This is a genomic window from Collinsella sp. An271, assembly GCF_002159695.1.
GTDB classification, from domain to species: Bacteria; Actinomycetota; Coriobacteriia; order Coriobacteriales; family Coriobacteriaceae; genus Collinsella; species Collinsella ihumii.
The window spans coordinates 71,277-87,288 of record NZ_NFJE01000002.1 but is presented as its reverse complement, the minus strand read 5'-3'; the positions used below and the strand labels follow the sequence as shown (position 1 = coordinate 87,288).

The 16,012-nt window shown below is 63.9% G+C and carries 15 protein-coding genes; 6 read left to right on the top strand and 9 right to left on the bottom strand.

All coding sequences use genetic code 11. From position 1 onward, the window contains the following. Nucleotides 1–215: 215 nt before the first annotated feature. From B5F74_RS01990 to pta, 5 genes are all read right to left on the bottom strand, one after another. Entirely contained in the window at nt 216–1,346 is a 1,131-nt protein-coding gene (locus B5F74_RS01990; RefSeq protein WP_087199590.1) for a radical SAM protein, read from the bottom strand. A gap of 241 nt (nt 1,347–1,587) precedes the next feature. After that, entirely contained in the window at nt 1,588–1,755 is a 168-nt protein-coding gene (locus B5F74_RS12335; RefSeq protein ID WP_158095664.1) for a hypothetical protein, read from the bottom strand. Between the two features lie 17 nt (nt 1,756–1,772). After that, the gene (locus tag B5F74_RS01985) at nt 1,773–2,846 is read right to left on the bottom strand and encodes a radical SAM protein (protein WP_087199588.1); all 1,074 of its coding nucleotides are present in this window, start codon (nt 2,844–2,846) and stop codon (nt 1,773–1,775) included. Between the two features lie 3 nt (nt 2,847–2,849). Further along, nucleotides 2,850–3,116 (bottom strand): PqqD family protein, encoded by a 267-nt coding sequence (locus tag B5F74_RS01980; protein WP_087199949.1) that lies wholly within the window; start codon nt 3,114–3,116, stop codon nt 2,850–2,852. A gap of 663 nt (nt 3,117–3,779) precedes the next feature. After that, on the bottom strand, nt 3,780–4,766 hold the full coding sequence (gene pta, locus B5F74_RS01975) for a phosphate acetyltransferase (protein ID WP_087199586.1): 987 nt from the start codon (nt 4,764–4,766) through the stop codon (nt 3,780–3,782). A 164-nt stretch (nt 4,767–4,930) separates the two neighbouring features. Here pta and glf point away from each other — a divergent pair, with 164 nt between their 5' ends. After that, the gene (glf, locus tag B5F74_RS01970) at nt 4,931–6,133 is read left to right on the top strand and encodes a UDP-galactopyranose mutase (RefSeq protein ID WP_066831839.1); all 1,203 of its coding nucleotides are present in this window, start codon (nt 4,931–4,933) and stop codon (nt 6,131–6,133) included. After that, entirely contained in the window at nt 6,126–7,172 is a 1,047-nt protein-coding gene (locus B5F74_RS01965) for a glycosyltransferase family 2 protein (protein ID WP_204212392.1), read from the top strand. Before glf ends, B5F74_RS01965 begins: the two co-directional genes overlap by 8 nt. 119 nt (nt 7,173–7,291) lie before the next feature. Here the strand turns inward: B5F74_RS01965 and B5F74_RS01960 are convergent, their stop codons facing one another. Further along, nucleotides 7,292–8,698, bottom strand: coding sequence for a serpin family protein (locus B5F74_RS01960; protein WP_158095663.1), 1,407 nt, complete (start codon nt 8,696–8,698; stop codon nt 7,292–7,294). A gap of 347 nt (nt 8,699–9,045) precedes the next feature. Here B5F74_RS01960 and B5F74_RS01955 point away from each other — a divergent pair, with 347 nt between their 5' ends. The 4 genes from B5F74_RS01955 to hydF all read left to right on the top strand — a co-directional run bounded on the left by B5F74_RS01955 (nt 9,046) and on the right by hydF (nt 13,274). Further along, on the top strand, nt 9,046–9,324 hold the full coding sequence (locus B5F74_RS01955) for a TM1266 family iron-only hydrogenase system putative regulator (protein WP_066831830.1): 279 nt from the start codon (nt 9,046–9,048) through the stop codon (nt 9,322–9,324). After that, complete coding sequence (gene hydE, locus B5F74_RS01950; RefSeq protein WP_087199581.1) at nt 9,314–10,408, top strand: [FeFe] hydrogenase H-cluster radical SAM maturase HydE; 1,095 nt, start codon at nt 9,314–9,316, stop codon at nt 10,406–10,408. The genes B5F74_RS01955 and hydE overlap by 11 nt, the downstream gene beginning before the upstream one ends. 78 nt (nt 10,409–10,486) lie before the next feature. Beyond that, nucleotides 10,487–11,935 (top strand): [FeFe] hydrogenase H-cluster radical SAM maturase HydG, encoded by a 1,449-nt coding sequence (hydG, locus tag B5F74_RS01945; protein WP_066831826.1) that lies wholly within the window; start codon nt 10,487–10,489, stop codon nt 11,933–11,935. Nucleotides 11,936–12,035: 100 nt separating this feature from the next. Continuing rightward, the gene (gene hydF, locus B5F74_RS01940; RefSeq protein WP_087199579.1) at nt 12,036–13,274 is read left to right on the top strand and encodes a [FeFe] hydrogenase H-cluster maturation GTPase HydF; all 1,239 of its coding nucleotides are present in this window, start codon (nt 12,036–12,038) and stop codon (nt 13,272–13,274) included. Between the two features lie 492 nt (nt 13,275–13,766). On the opposite strand, the gene B5F74_RS01935 is transcribed toward hydF, so the two are convergent. The 3 genes from B5F74_RS01935 to B5F74_RS01925 all read right to left on the bottom strand — a co-directional run bounded on the left by B5F74_RS01935 (nt 13,767) and on the right by B5F74_RS01925 (nt 15,968). Then, nucleotides 13,767–14,762 carry a P1 family peptidase gene (locus tag B5F74_RS01935; RefSeq protein WP_087199577.1) on the bottom strand — a complete coding sequence of 332 codons (996 nt, stop codon included), beginning with the start codon at nt 14,760–14,762 and terminating at the stop codon, nt 13,767–13,769. A gap of 66 nt (nt 14,763–14,828) precedes the next feature. Further along, on the bottom strand, nt 14,829–15,413 hold the full coding sequence (locus tag B5F74_RS01930; RefSeq protein WP_087199575.1) for a Maf family protein: 585 nt from the start codon (nt 15,411–15,413) through the stop codon (nt 14,829–14,831). Nucleotides 15,414–15,422: 9 nt separating this feature from the next. Continuing rightward, a complete protein-coding gene (locus B5F74_RS01925) occupies nt 15,423–15,968 on the bottom strand; it encodes a DJ-1 family glyoxalase III (RefSeq protein ID WP_066831816.1) in 546 nt (181 codons plus the stop codon). Nucleotides 15,969–16,012 lie beyond the last annotated feature (44 nt).

The following is a 16,012-nucleotide window of genomic DNA, read 5'->3' as shown; positions in this document are numbered from 1 at the left end:
GGGGCAATCGTCTAGGCATCCCCTATGCGGATGCATCAGGCCGTCCGCATGCGTGTTGCGGACGGCCTGATCCGTTTGATCATGAGCCCTGCATTCCGTAGATTAGGCCCGGATCGGTTCCCATAAAGCAGTCGTAGCCGCTTGCTCCTGTGGGGGCGCTTGGGTCATAGCCGTTGTTCTCCCACATGCAGGTAGCGGCAATCTGCTCGTCAGGCCTAACAGAGAACAGCTCCAGATCCGGTGTCACGTACGTCTTCTTCATTGCAGTTCACCTCCTTGGGATCGCATGTACATTCGCTATTCCTCAGCTGGGCGCGAATCTCTTCGCACCGGCTGGAAGGAATCCCATCTGCCGACCCTGTTTCTGCCTGGCGCATTCCCGGGCATATCGGGCATCGCTCCCATGCCGGGCAAGCGCGGCACGTTTCGGGGACGATGAGGGACGAAAGGCGGTCGTTAAGATGTTTCCATGCGAGCTCAAACGGTTCGTTCAGCAGGTTCGCTCCGTGACCGCTCATGAACGCGCAGCTTTCCATCCGACCGTTCCAGTCAACGAAAAACGACGTTCTATATGATTTGCAGCATCTGAACAGGTCATCTGCCAGCTCATGCCGATGGGTTCCGAGGGGATTGGGGCGATAGTTGTCTATGGGCCGCGTGATCCGGGGCTCCTCGCTTCGAGACAGGCGCAGGGTTTCGGCGTCGCTTTTCGCGTGGCGCACGGCAGGGAGCAGGTTCGCGGTGACCCCGATGTTGACCCCCAGGGATTCAGCAATATCCAGCACAGCTTCCGTATCGTTGACATTTTCCCTGGTCACGGTGAAGGCGAGGGAGAACGCCACCTTGGCGCGTCTGAGCGCTTTCAGCGATGCCATGACGCGGTCGAATCCGTCCGGGACGCCGCAGAGGCGCTCGTAGGTCTCGTTGGACGATCCGTAGAGCGTGAAGCGGAGGTGGGTCGGCGCGTATGTGCGGAAGAGCTCGACCGTCGCGTCATCAACCAGCGAGCCGTTGCTCAGAACGGAAGTCAACAGCCCCTTCTCGATAAGCTTGCGATAGAGTTCCGGAAAGTCCTGCCGCGTGAGCGCCTCGCCGCCGGTGAGGGTGAGGTGGTAGGTGCCCAGCTTCATCGCTTGGGTGGCGATATCGAGCCATTCCTCGGTATTCAAAAGCCGGCCATGCCGGGCGACCTCGCTGGCATCCAAGCGCACATAGCACATGCGACAACGGAAGTTGCACAGCGGGGTGAGCTCGAACGTGCCGGAAATCGGTATGCAGTTCCTGCGGGCGTTGGCCCACATGTCACCACTGAAGCCCTTCCAGCCCATCGCTTTGAGTTGTCCCATGTCTCGCCTCCCGCGTAATCTTTGGTTCCAGCAGGATGCTAGGCTCTCATTTTATGAAGCTTCAATTGCAATAATGGACAACTCGATACTGTTATGAACGAAGGATAGCGCTGGAATAAACCAGTGTGCTCAGGAGAGGTCCACAGGAGGCATTGCGATGGATGCCAGAAACCCTGCGGACCTCAATTGAAAACCGTCTGAGGTTGAATGTGCGGACGGTTTTGATTTCCCGGACACGCTTCTAGGAGTTGTTCGGGATGTACTGGGGACCACCATGGGTGATCGTGCAGCGGTTGACCGTATCGCCAACGTTGCCGAATTCCTTGACAGGGCCGCATTCGGCGGTGAACCGCTCGTCTGCGTGGACCTCGAGGACCGCCATGTTGGGAGTGGTGTAGTCTTTCTTCATCTATGCTCACCTCCTAGTTACGTATGGAATGATTGCTTTTGCCACCAATGGGCTTCCTCGCAGTATCGTCGGGGAATCCCATCGGGTCTTCCGGTCTCCGCATCCCGTTTTGCCGGGCATGCGGTGCAGAAGTGAAGAGAGGGGCACGTCCTGCAGGGTTGAGGAAGCTGCAGGCGGGATAGCTTATCGTGCATATCGGCCCATGCCGCCATGAACCCATCTTCAAAAGGGGCGCTGCGGCAATACGACATAGATCCGCAGTTTTCCATGTGGCCGTTCCATGTGACAAAGAAACTCGTTCGATACGGCTTGCAATCGCTGAAAAGACCGTCAAGAAGGCCTTCTTTCTGCGCTTGTTTGATCAGGTGATTCGCTCGTGCCGTTTGAAGCCGCTCGTCATCTTGAGGTAGGCGCTGGTTTTGTGGGGGGACGCGAAGATTTGCGGTATCGCTAACGGCTCCGCGCACCGGGTTGTCGAGATCGGTGCAGACCATAAGAGGGATATCGAGCTGTTTGGCGATGGCCATGATATCGTCGAAGTCGTCGACATTCTCTTGCGTCTCGGTGAACGAAAGCGATAACGGCATGCCGGCATCGAGCAGCCTTCTTATGGAGCTCATGACGCGGTCGAAACCGTTGGGTGCCCCGCAGAGTCTCTCATAGGTTTCATTCGAGGCACCGTACAGGGTGAATCGGATGCGGGTGGGTCGATACTCGCTGAACAGTTTCAGGTGCTCGTCGGTGACAAGAGAGCCGTTGCTGAGAACTGAGACCATGAATCCCATCCGCGATAGGCCGGTATAGATTTCCATAAAGTCTGGGTGCAAGAGCGGCTCTCCTCCAGATAGGGTGAGTGAGAGCACGCCAGCCTGCTGAGCTTGACGTCCAAGGTCGAGCCATTCTTTTCCTGTGCGGATACGTCCGAATTGCTCGATCTTCTCGGCGTCAAGACGCACATAGCACATGCGGCACCGAAAATTGCACAAAGGGAGCAGCTCGAACGTTCCCGACAGGGGAAGGCATTCACGACGGGCTTTGAGCCAGAGCTCATCATTGAGCCCATGCCAAGTGAGCTCCTCGATGGAGTCCATGCGCTACTCCTCGAGTAGACCCTGGGCACCCGCCTTCTCGATGAAGGCATGCACATCGGCGGCGGCTTGGTCGGCAGAGACTTCGTACTCGTCGAGCAGGGCGGAAACGAGCTCGTCCTCGGTGGCTCCTTGTTCAAGGAGCTTCCAGAGCACGGCGCCGGTCTCGGTCAGGGCGATGACGCCGGGGATCTCGGCGGTGCGCTTGCCCACGGGGACGACCATGTAAGAACCCGCGACCTCGCGGAGCACGAATCCGTCTTTGAGTTTCATGAAATCGACCTCGTTTCCGTATTGGACGATGCGGACGCGCACCGGGCGCGACGCGAGCAACATTGATGATTCTACGTGCCAGAATGCCGACAGGTCCGCAGGATCGGAATGCCGTGCACCAATGGCGACCGGTGCGCTAACGAATGCGCTCATCCAGCTTGATGACCGTACTCGATATTGCGCGTTCAGCCTGTTGCGACGTGCGTAAAACGCCAAGGCCGATGGTCGGGAAGCCGACTGAAGAGCTCTCGTGGCGCAGACTGCACATTTCCGTCTCGATACGTCTCGATAATGCATAAAAATCTGCTCAAAATAAAACCCATAAGGGTCATAGGTTGAGTTCGTCATTGTTTTTGAGTGCCCTTTCCCAACATGCGCTGCACCCCTCAGCATTTCCCCAGTTGAATCCTGCGGAAATGCAAACGGGTGCGGCTCGTGTGGCGAGATGGCACTCAAAAACAATGACAAACTCGTATTCACTCCTTCGCGGGGGTCGGCGGGGAGTTGACCAACGGTCCTCAGGCTCAGGTCGTCGCTTATTCATGAACGAACGGGCGGCGATACCCATATCGAGCTGTCGGCAGCGAAGCCGGCGTCCCCAAAAGAAAAAGCGCCCCGAGAGCTTGCTCTCGGGGCGCTGGTCAGTGCGAGTCGTGCGGTGCGCTACTCGGCCATCTGGGCCTGGACGGCGGTGATGGCGACGACGCCCACGATGTCGTCGGCGGAGCAGCCGCGGGACAGGTCGTTCACCGGCTTGGCGATGCCCTGCAGGATGGGGCCGTACGCCTCGGCCTGACCGAAGCGCTGGACCAGCTTGTAGCCGATGTTGCCGGTCTCAAGGTTCGGGAACACGAGCACGTTGGCGTGGCCGGCGACGGTGGACTCGGGAGCCTTGAGCGCGGCGACGCTCGGCACGATGGCGGCGTCAAGCTGCAGGTCGCCGTCGACGGCGAGCTCGGGCGCCTTCTCCTTGGCGAACGCGGTGGCCTCCTGGACCTTCTTGGCGGTGTCGCCGCCGGCGGAGCCCATGGTGGAGTAGGAGAGCATGGCGACCTTGGGCTCGACGTCGCCCATGAAGGTCTTGAAGGAGTTCGCGGAGGCGATGGCGATCTCGGAGAGCTCGTCGGAGGTCGGGTCGATGTTCAGGCCGCAGTCGGCGAACACGAGCGTGCCGTCGGCGCCGAACTCGGGAGTCTTGGTGCACATGACCATGAAGGCGGAGACGAGCTTGGTGCCCGGGGCGGTCTTCAGGATCTGCAGCGCCGGGCGCAGGGTGTTGGCGGTGGAGTGGCAGGCGCCCGAGACCAGGCCGTCGGCGTCGCCCATCTTGACCATCATGGTGCCGTAGTAGGTGGCGTCCATGATCTGGGCGCGGGCCTGCTCGATGGTGACACCCTTCTTGGCGCGGAGCTCAGCGAACTTCTGCGCATAGGCCTCATGGTTGGGGGCGTCGGCGCTCGTCGGATCGATGACGGGCACGCCCTCGATGTCGATCTCCTCGGGGTTGCCGAGGATGACGAGCTTCGCCAGGCCCTCCTCGACGATCTTCTTGGCGGCCTCGATGGTGCGGGGGTCCTCACCCTCGGGGAGCACGATGGTCTTGAGGTCGGATTTGGCGGCGGCCTTCATACGGTTCAGGAAATCGCTCATGATTCTCCTCATGTACAGCGCCCAGCACGTTTGTTAGCGTGTTGAGCTTTCCTTGTGTGGCAAGGTTCATTATAGGATTTGAGCGCTATAATCCTTGAAACATTTTGCCGCGAGATGCGTTGCAAGTGTTTTTTGGTATAGGGACTTATTTGCAAGGAGCTTCGATGCAGATCACGTCTGGTCTACCTGAGACGTTCAATCCCGATTCGTACGACATGATCGTCGTGGGTGCCGGATACGCAGGCGCGGTGTGCGCTCGCCGCCTGGCCGAGACCTCTGGTTTCCGTGTCGCCGTGCTCGAGAGGCGCAACCATATCGCCGGCAACGCATACGATTGCCTGGACGATGCGGGCATCCTCATCCATGAGTACGGTCCGCACATCTACCACACGTTCAACGAGCGCGTCCACAACTTCCTGTCGCGCTTCACCGAGTGGACCGACTATCAGCACAAGGTCCTTGCGAACATCCACGGCACCCTCATGCCCGTTCCGTTCAACCACAAGAGTCTGAAGCTCGCGTTCGGCGAGGAGCGCGGCGAGCAGCTGTACCGTAAGCTCGTCGAGACCTTCGGTGAGGACAAGAAGGTCCCCATCATGGAGCTGCGCGCCAAGAACGACCCCGAGCTCGTCGAGGTCGCCGACTACGTGTACGAGAACGTCTTTCTGCACTACACCATGAAGCAGTGGGGCCAGACGCCCGACCAGATCGACCCGTCGGTGACCGGCCGCGTGCCCATCTTCATCGGCGACGACGACCGCTACTTCCCGCAGGCTCCGTTCCAGGGCATGCCTGCCAAGGGCTACACCCATATGTTCGAGAACATGCTCGACCATGACCTGATCGACGTGTTCTGCGACGTCGACGCCCGCGACATCTTCGAGATCGGCGAGACGACCGTGTCGGTTTGCGGCAAGGTCTACGGCGGCGAGATCGTCTACACCGGTCCGCTCGACGAGCTGTTCGGCCTCGACCTCGGCGCGCTGCCGTACCGCACGCTCGACATGAAGTTCGAGACCCTCGACATGGACCAGTACCAGCCCGTGGGCACCGTGAACTACACCACGAGCGAGGACTTCACGCGCATCACCGAGTTCAAGAACATGACCGGCCAGGTCGTGCCCGGCAAGACCACCATCATGAAGGAGTACAGCCACTCCTACGAGCCCGGAAGCGGCCAGACGCCGTACTACGCGATCCTCGATCCTGAGAACCGCGCCCTGTACGAGCGCTATCTCGACCGCGTGGTGAACCTCACGAACTTCCACCCGGTGGGCCGTCTGGCCGAGTACCGCTACTACGACATGGACGCCGTGACGGATTCCGCCCTCACGCTGTCGGATGAGATCATTGCCTGCCATGCCTAAGAGCGCTTCGCACAAGGTCATCACGTTCGGCATCCCGTCGTTCAACGCGGCGGGAGATATGGATCGCTGCATCTCCTCCATCTTGGAGGGGTCCGGCTATGCGTCCGACATCGAGATCATCATCGTCGATGACGGCAGCGTCGACGAGACGCCCGCCAAGGCCGACGAGTGGGAGGCCCGCTACCCGGGCATCATCCGCGCGGTGCATCAGGAGAACGGCGGTCACGGCATCGCCGTCCTCTCCGGCCTGCGCGAGGCGACGGGCACCTATTACAAGGTGGTCGACTCCGACGACTGGCTCGATGCGTCCGCGCTGTCGACCATGCTCACGATCCTGCGCGGTTTCGAGGAGCGCGGCAACCGCGTCGACCTGTTCATCTCGAACTACGTGTACGAGAAGCTGCACGAGGGCACGCATACGGCGATCAGCTACCGTTCGGCGCTGCCGCGCAAGCGCGTGTTCTCGTGGGACGAGGTGGGACGCTTCCGCCCCGACCAGAACCTGCTCATGCACAGCCTGTGCTATCGCACCGACGTGCTGCGCGAGGCCGATCTCCCGCTTCCCGCGCACACGTTCTACGTGGATAACATCTATGCGTACGTGCCCCTGCCGCGCTGCAAGACGCTCTACTACGCCGATATCGACCTGTACCGGTACTTCATCGGCCGCGAGGGCCAAAGCGTCAACGAGACCACGATGGTCAGGCGTCTGGACCAGCAGTTCCGCATCACGCGCATCATGATGGAGGCCTACCATCTCTACGACGACGTGGAGCCCGCGCGCCTGCGCTCGTACATGATGCACTACTTCACCATGATGATGACCATCTGCTCGGTGTTCTCCAAGCTTTCGGACAACCCTGAGGCCAAGACTTGGATCCGCGAGCTGTGGCATGACCTCAAGGCCTATGACGAGCGGATGTATCGCCACGCGCGATACGGCGTCTTGGGCGTGGGGACGAACCTGCCCACGCGCGCCGGCGACAAGCTGACCATCGGCGCATACCATCTTGCGAGCAAGATCTTCAAGTTCAACTAGGGAACCAGCCCCCGTGTCCCATGCAAGACACGGGGGCTGATACGTTTTGCGGCGCTTTGGACGGGGCCGTGTTCGCCCATGTTCCCAGCAGGGTCGCGGGGCGAAAGGCACAGGCCGAATCAGGCGGCACCCTCATCGCCATGCAGGTACGTGCCGATGAACAGCGGCGTGTTGGTCCGCGTGTCGACGATCAGGTAGATGAACGGACGGTCGAGGCGCACCGTCTTCGGCTCGACCGGCTCTCCCGGGGCGGACGCCCCCGCTTCCATCTGCACCGAGGTGACGGCGGCGGCACGCGTTCCCTTGCGATCGACGTCGATATGGGTCTTGTGCAGCACCTTCGAGATGTGGAGCGGCATGCTCTCCGTCATGCCGGAGAAGTCCGCGACGTACTGGTCGAACGCGTCGGTCATGCCGAGGGCTTTGAGCGACTCGGCCAAGTCGGTGCTGTAATCGTAACTGAACGCGGGCAGGTAGGCGTCGACCGGTGTCGACCAGGGCTGTTCGAGCATGGAGGCAAGCACCTCGCCGCTCAGGCGCGAGACCGTGTCGGCGACCGTGGTCCCTTCGGGTGGCAGCAGCGCTGCGAACGCGTAGGTCCCGCCCCGATAGCGCTTCATGAAGCCCGTGATGCGCGATGCGTCCGGAATCGCGGCGGAGGCCTGTCCGTCTGTGACGACCGTCCCGTTTGCAAGGTCCGCTTCGAGATAGGTGTCCTCGTAGCTATACATGAGGTCGACGCGCTGCTGGGATCCATCCTCGCAGGTAAAAGGTGCCGTCTCAACGAATGCGTCGCTGTAGGGGTCCTGCCATGCGCCCTCGAAGGCCAGCGCGTTGATGAGGTAGAGCATGGCGTCTTCGGGAAGCGGCTTGTCCTCCTCGAGAAGCCGGTCGATCATGCCGTCGGTCTCGTAACCGACCCATTCGTTGATGTCGTGTGCGGTCGAGGAGTCGAAGGGGGCGCAGAAGACCGATGCTGCGTACCACGTCGAGGCGGCATCCAAAAACGACTGCTCGACGCTGAGCTCGGGCGTATCGCGCAACCAGATCGAGTTCGAGAGGCGAAGCGCGGGATCGCCTTCCCGTTCCGGTTCGCTGGGGGAGTCGAGCCGAAGGGCCACAAGGTATTCGTTGAGCGCGTCCGTCTCGATGCCGAGCACGGACTCCATCTGCTCCTTCGTGGCGTCTTCCGCCCCGTTCGCCGTCATGCCGAGGGCGCTTGCGATCGAGATGGGGGAGACGAGGGCGTTGTCCGCCGCCTGAACGGCGTCCTCTTGCTGCAGGAGGCGGATCCCGAGCCCTGCGAGGGCGCGGGCGCCCTGATCGTCATGGGAGTCGTCCACGGCAGGAGCGCCTCCGCTATTCGCGCGGGTCAGCTCGGTCGCCTTCAATGCGGGGCGAGGCGAGCCGCCCGGCAGGAGGAATCCCCAGGTAAGCCCGATGCCGACGACGGCCAGCGCGACGGCCGCGACGATGATGGCGATAACGGCGGTCTTTCGGCGTTGCTGCGGTGGACGGGGTTTCATGGCGCCTCCCCTCGCATGGTCCTTTATGGTGCTGATACCCAGATGACGTGCATTCTGCTCTAGAAACATCGCCAGGGCACCGGCGGGGGACAAAAAGGGGACAACGGGGGTGAAATGCCTAGATTTCCGGCATTTCATCCTGATTGTGCGTGCGGTCGGTTTTCCCGCGTGCCACCCAGCAGGCCATCTACCTGCGGTTATGCATCTTGTCGGGGTCGTGGCACCGGGTGCGCCGGGCGTTCCCGGCATCCGCGCCCCCACGTCCGACGGCCGACAGCCCGTCGCAGGGGGCGGCATGGGTATAATCGCGCTGTCAGACAACACAAGGCAAAAGAGCGGAGGATCCAATGGAGAAGACGCGCGTCGCCATCATGGGGATCATCGTGGAGAACATGGACGCGGTGGAGGAGCTCAACGAGCTGCTGCACGAGTACCGCCGCTATGTGATCGGGCGCATGGGCGTGCCGTACCGTCAGCGCCAGGTGAGCGTCATGTCGGTGGCACTCGACGCCCCGCAGGACAAGACGTCGGCGCTGGCGGGCAAGATCGGCGCCCTGCCGGGTGTCAGCGTCAAGACCCTGTATTCCAACGTGGTGTCCGAGGGGGACGGCGCCGATGCGGAATAGCGCTCCCGCGCGGACCCGTGAGCTCATCGACCGGCTTGCGGTCGAGCACCGTTTGGATCTCAAGGAATACGAGGAGCTAGTCGAGGGGTTCACGCCGGAGATCGCCGCCTATGCCGCCGAGCGCGCCGTGGAGCTGCGCACCCGGGTCTACGGCACAGACGTCTACATCCGCGGGCTGATCGAGATCTCGAGCTACTGCAAAAACGACTGCCTGTACTGCGGGCTGCGCCGTTCGAATCGCATGGCGGAGCGGTACCGCCTGGATGCCGAGGAGATCCTTGCCTGCTGCGACGCCGGATACGAGCTCGGGTTCCGCACGTTCGTGCTGCAGGGTGGGGAAGACGCGGCGTTTACCGACGAGGTCGCGTGCGGCATCGTCTCCTCGATTAAGCAAGCGCACTCCGACTGCGCCCTCACGCTTTCGCTCGGTGAGCGGGATCGCGGCAGCTACCAGGCGCTCTTCGATGCCGGGGCCGACCGCTACCTGCTGCGTCATGAGACGGCGAACCCCGCGCACTATGAGCGCCTGCATCCGGCGGACCTCTCATGGGACCGCCGCATGGCGTGCCTGCGCGACCTCAAGGACATCGGGTATCAGGTGGGATGCGGCTTCATGGTCGGGTCTCCCTTCCAGACGCCGGCCACGCTCGCGGCGGATCTCAAGTTCATCGAGGAGTTCCGGCCGGCGATGGTCGGCATCGGGCCGTTCGTGCCGCATCATGCGACGCCGTTCGCGCATGAACCCGCGGGCACGGCGGATATGACCTGCTATCTGCTGAGCCTTCTGCGCCTGATCGGTCCGGAGCTGCTCCTGCCCGCCACGACGGCCCTCGGCACCATTGATCCGCACGGCCGCGAGCGCGGGATGCTGGCGGGCGCGAACGTCGTGATGCCCAACCTTTCGCCGACCGACGTTCGAAAAAAGTACGAGCTGTATGATAATAAGGCGTGCGCCGGAAGCGAGGCTGCCGAGGGGTTGGCCGACCTGTCGCGGCGCATGGAGGCGATCGGCTATCGCGTGGTGGTCGATCGCGGGGACGCAAAGCGTCGCATGGAAGCGGGGCGCGAGGGAAGCGCCGACTAACCGCTTTCGCGGCAATCGCCTGCCGCGCACGAATCTGAGGGGGAAGGCTTTTCGCCTGACCGCGAAGGGGAGGAACATATGGCGAAGTTCGATCTGGGCTCCCGGTATGCCGAGGAGTTCATCAACGATGGTGAGATCCGCGAGACGCTCGACTACGCGGAGGCCAACAAGCACAACAGGGAGCTCATCGAGAGCCTGCTCGAGAAGGCGAAGCCGCGCCGATCCGGCAACGGGTACCGGTGCGCGGGGCTGAACCACCGCGAAGCCAGCGTGCTGCTCGCCTGCGACATCCCCGAGCTGAACGAGCGCATCTTCGAGCTCGCGCGTCAGATCAAACTGGCCTACTACGGCAACCGCATCGTGATGTTCGCGCCGCTCTACCTGTCGAACTATTGCGTGAACGGCTGCACGTACTGCCCGTATCACGCCAAGAACAAGCACATCGCGCGCAAGAAGCTCACGCAGGACGAGGTCCGCCGCGAGGTCATCGCCCTGCAGGACATGGGCCACAAGCGCCTTGCCATCGAGGCGGGCGAGGATCCCAAGATGAACCCCATCGAGTACATCCTGGAGTGCATCGACACCATCTACTCCATCAAGCACAAAAACGGGGCCATCCGCCGCGTGAACGTGAACATCGCGGCCACGACGGTGGAGGAGTACCGCATGCTCAAGGACGCGGGCATCGGCACCTACATCCTGTTCCAGGAGACCTACGACAAGAAGAGCTACCTGGAGCTGCATCCGACGGGACCCAAGCACGACTACGACTACCATACCGAGGCGATGGATCGCGCAATGGACGGCGGCATCGACGATGTGGGGCTGGGCGTGCTGTTCGGCCTGGAGAAATACCGCTACGAGTTCGCCGGCCTGCTCTGCCACGCCGAGCACCTCGAGGCGGTGCACGGGGTCGGGCCGCACACCATCAGCGTGCCGCGCCTGAAGCGCGCCGACGATATCGATCCCGACGAGTTCGACAACGGCATCGATGACGACATCTTCGCCAAGATCATCGCATGCATTCGCATCGCGGTGCCCTACACGGGCATGATCATCTCCACGCGCGAGAACGAGGCCGTGCGCGCCCGCGCGCTGGAGCTGGGCATCTCGCAGATCTCGGGCGGCTCGCGCACGAGCGTGGGCGGATACGAGGAGGAGGTCCGTCCGCACGATTCGGAGCAGTTCGACGTGTCCGACCAGCGCTCGCTTGACGAGGTGGTGCGCTGGCTCATGCAGCTCGACCATATCCCGAGCTTCTGCACGGCGTGCTATCGCGAGGGCCGCACGGGCGACCGCTTCATGAGCCTGTGCAAGAGCGGGCAGATCCTGAACTGCTGCCACCCCAACGCGCTCATGACGCTCGCCGAATACCTGGTCGACTATGCGTCTCCCGAGACCGCCGCGGTCGGCTGGCCGCTGATCGAGCGAGAGCTGGGGCGCATCCCCAAGGACAAGACGCGCGCGATCGCAACCGAGCACATCGCGGACATCCGCAACTCCAACCGCCGCGATTTCAGGTTTTAGGGAAGCGCCGGCCGGTCCGTCCCCCGGCGACGCCGCCGGGAGGAGGGCGCGGAGTTCCCGTCCGTATACAACGTGGCGAAAGACGAGAGAGGTGGGCGACATGGGACTGAACGACACCGCTTCGGCGGAGCGCGTGCATATCGGGTTTTTCGGCGTGCGCAACGCCGGCAAGTCGAGCGTGGTGAACGCGGTGACCGGACAGGAGCTCTGCGTGGTGTCCGACGTGCGCGGCACCACGACCGATCCGGTCAAGAAGGCGATGGAGCTGTTGCCGCTGGGGCCGGTGGTGATCATCGACACGCCCGGTATCGATGACGAGGGCGAATTGGGCCAAAAGCGCGTCGAGCGGGCGCGCCGCATGCTCGCGAGCTGCGATATCGCGGTGCTCGTGGTCGATGGCGGGCGCGGGCTCACAAAGGCGGACCGCGAGCTGATCGGCCAGTTTCGGGCGCGACAGGTCCCCTTTGCCATCGCGTGGAACAAGTGCGATGTGCCCCAGGCGCGCGAGGGCCTGGCATCGCTTGCCGCGAGCGATGCCGACCTCGCGGAGCATGCGGTCGCCGTCAGCGCCCAGACGGGCGCGGGTGTGGACGAGCTCAAGGAGCGCCTGGCGCATATGGCGACGCCGTCGGCGCGCGAGCGCTGTGTGGTCGCGGATCTCGTGGACCCGGGCGCCGCGGTGGTGCTCGTCTGCCCCATCGACGCCTCGGCACCCAAGGGGCGCCTGATCATGCCCCAGCAGCTGACGATTCGCGATCTGCTCGACCACGGCTGCCTGCCGGTCGTGTGCCGCGAGACGGAGCTCGAGGACGCGCTCGGATCGCTCGTCAGCCCGCCCGCGCTCGTGGTGACCGACTCGCAGGTGTTCGGCCAGGTCGCCCGTACCGTGCCCGAGCGGGTGCCGCTCACGTCGTTTTCCATCCTGATGCTGCGCTACAAGGCGGATTTGGTGGAGGCGGTCCGCGGCGCCGCCGCGCTCGATCGGCTGCATGAGGGCAGCCGGGTGCTCATCAGCGAGGGGTGCACCCACCATCGCCAATGCGAGGACATCGGGACCGTCAAGATGCCGCGCTGGCTGCAGGAGCATGCGGGCGCACGGCTCGACTTCGCATTCACGAGCGGCACCGAGTTCCCGCAGGCGCAGGACCTGTCCGCCTTCGACGCGGTGGTGCACTGCGGCGGGTGCATGCTGAACGCGCGCGAGATGCGCAGCCGCCAGGCCGCGGCCGCCGAGGCGGGGGTGCCCATGACGAACTACGGCGTGGCCATCGCGCACATGCACGGCATCCTGCGCCGGAGCCTGGCGCCCTTCCCGGAGGCGCTCGCCTCCCTCGAGTAGGGTCCGACGTCTTGCCCGAGGTCAACGCCCCGGCTCGGCCGTACCCTCCTCCCGGCGAAAGTGGCTAGAAATTTCTGTTTTGCTGTAGCGGCGTCGCGCGATCGGGCCCGAAGGCCCGCCGCGGCGCCGCCGCTCACCCTGTTGAGGCCGTATTCGAGGCGTTTGGGACCTTGGCGCCCGCGTCATGGGCGGCCGAAGCGGACATGACGGCCAAGGCGGGCGCCCTCATCCGGGTTGGCTGACAGCAAAATAGAAATTTCTAGCCACTTTCGCCGGGAGAGGACCTTGTTGACCGCTGTGCCCCTAGCAGGTTACCCGCTAACGGTACCCAGAACTGCGAGGGAGGGCCCGATTTGGGGCCCTCCCTCGCAGTTCTGGGTACCGTTAGCGGGTGTTCAACACCACGGGGCATGACGGGCGGATAGGTGCGGCAAAAAGAAGCCCCCGTGGCCGGGGGCTGGTCATGCACGCTATGAGCCGAACGGCGCCTCCCTACAGGTCGCGCGCCGCGGGCAGTCCGCAGATCCCTTCCGCCTCGCGGCACCCGGCGACCAGCGCCGCCTCGAGCGCGCGGGTCGCGACGAGCCCCAGCAGGTCGAGAGGGCAGGCGGGCGCATCGGCGCCGCCGGAAGCGAGCACGTAGATCGTGTCGCCGTCGTTGGTCGTGTGCGTCGGTCGGATCACGTGCGCGTAGGCGTCGGCCGCCATCTGGGCCACCTTGGTGGCCTGCGCCTTGGTGAGGCGGGCGTTGGTGACGATGCAGGAGATCGTCGTGTTCGTCCGGTCGAGCGGCATGGTGAGGTTGGCCCCGGCGTCGAGCATGCCCTCCTCGAGGTCGACGATCCGCGTCCCGTCTGCGCTCACGCGTGCGCCCGCGACGGGTTCGAGCGTGACGGGGTCGATGACGTTGCCGCACGCGTTGACGGCGCTGATGGCGCCGACCTTGAGCGCGCCGAGCGAGAAGGCGCGTGCGCCCAGTCCGCCCTTCATGGCGCGATCCATTCCGAGCAGCTTGCCGACGGTCGCGCCGGTTCCCGCGCCGACGGTGCCCTCGGCGAGCCCGATCGCGTTGCCGTCCAGCGCGAGTCGGGTCGCGGCTGCGCCCGCCTCGACGTCCGGCCGCACGAACGCGTCGCCGAACGCGAGATCGAACAGGCAGCTCGAGCAGACGATGGGCACGCGGGTGGGGCCCACGTCGAGGCCGATGCCGCGGCTCTCCAGCTCGCGTGCCACGCCGGATGCCGCCTCGAGGCCGAACGCCGAGCCGCCCGACAGGCAGACGGCGTGAACCTGCTCGACGGTGTTCTCGGGGCGCAGCAGGTCGGTCTCGCGCGACGCCGGGGCGCCGCCGCGCACGTCGACGCCGGCCGAGGCGCCGTGGGGCGCGACGATGACCGTGCAGCCGGTCGCGGCTTCGCGGTTTGTCCAGTGGCCGAAGGAGAACCCCTCGACATCGGTTATGGAAATCGGCTCCAAAGAATCGCTCATGGTCAACTCATTTCTCAACAGGCTCAACGGGCGCGGAAGGACGGATGCAGAGAGGGCCGGATTGCGTCAGCTGCCGGCCACCACGGCGTAGCGGCGGATGGCGCGGACGGTCTTGGCGATGGGGAGGCCCACGACGTTGTAGAAGTCGCCATCGATGCCGCGAACGAGCAGGCGTCCGCCGATGCCCTGGATGCCGTAGGCGCCCGCCTTGTCGAGCGGCTCGCCGCTCGCGACGTAGGCGTCGATCTCCTCATCGGTCAGGTCGTAGAAGGTCACGTCGGTGACGTCGACGAACGAATGGGGCGCGCGGGAGCTGTCGCCGGCGACGATCAGGCATACGCCGGTCGCCACCTGATGGGTGCGCCCGGACAGCTCGCGCAGCATGCGGTGGGCGTCGGCGGCGTCCGCAGGCTTTCCCAGCAGCTCGCCGTCGATGGCGACGATGGTGTCTGCGGCGACGACCAGCTCGCCGGGCTCGGCGACGGTGCCCGCGATGCACGCGGCCTTTGAGACGGCCAGGCGCTCGACCAGCTCGAAGGGCGTCTCGCCCTCACGCGGCGACTCGTCGATATCCGCGGGGGCGACCCGGAAGTCAAAACCCGCCTCGCGCATGAGCTCGATGCGGCGCGGGGATTGCGATGCCAAGATCATGGGCGCGTCCTAGAGCTGGATGCCCTGGCGGACCTTGTCCACCGCCACGTCGCCCGCGATGTCGCCGAGAACGGCCAGGGCGAAGGGGAGCGCCTGCCCCATGGCCGATGCCGTGATGATGTTGCCGTCGACCACAACGGTCTTGGGACCTGCGAAGGTGCCCTCCGGGAAGGTCTTCTCGTAGCCGGGGAAGCACGTCGCGCGGCGCCCCTCGAGCAGGCCGAGCTCGCCCAAGATCGAGGGCGCGGCGCAGATGGCGGCGACGTGCTTGGTCGCGGCGAACTCGCGGACCAGGTCGCATACGCGCTCGTCGGCGCGCAGGTGGGCGGTGCCCGGCATGCCGCCCGGCAGCACGATGTAGTCGAACTCGGCGAAATCGATCTCGTCCAGGGTGCAGTCGCAGGTGACGGAGATCTGCTGGGCGGTCACGACATCGCGCGTCGACATCACCGACACCAGGGCTACGCGCACCCCGCCCCTCCTCAGCACATCGACGATGGTCAGGCACTCGATGGTCTCGAAGCCATCAGCGGCAAGAACGGCAACGGCGGACATGATGCATCCTTTCATCGGGGATATTGACTGTTTATACCCTGTTT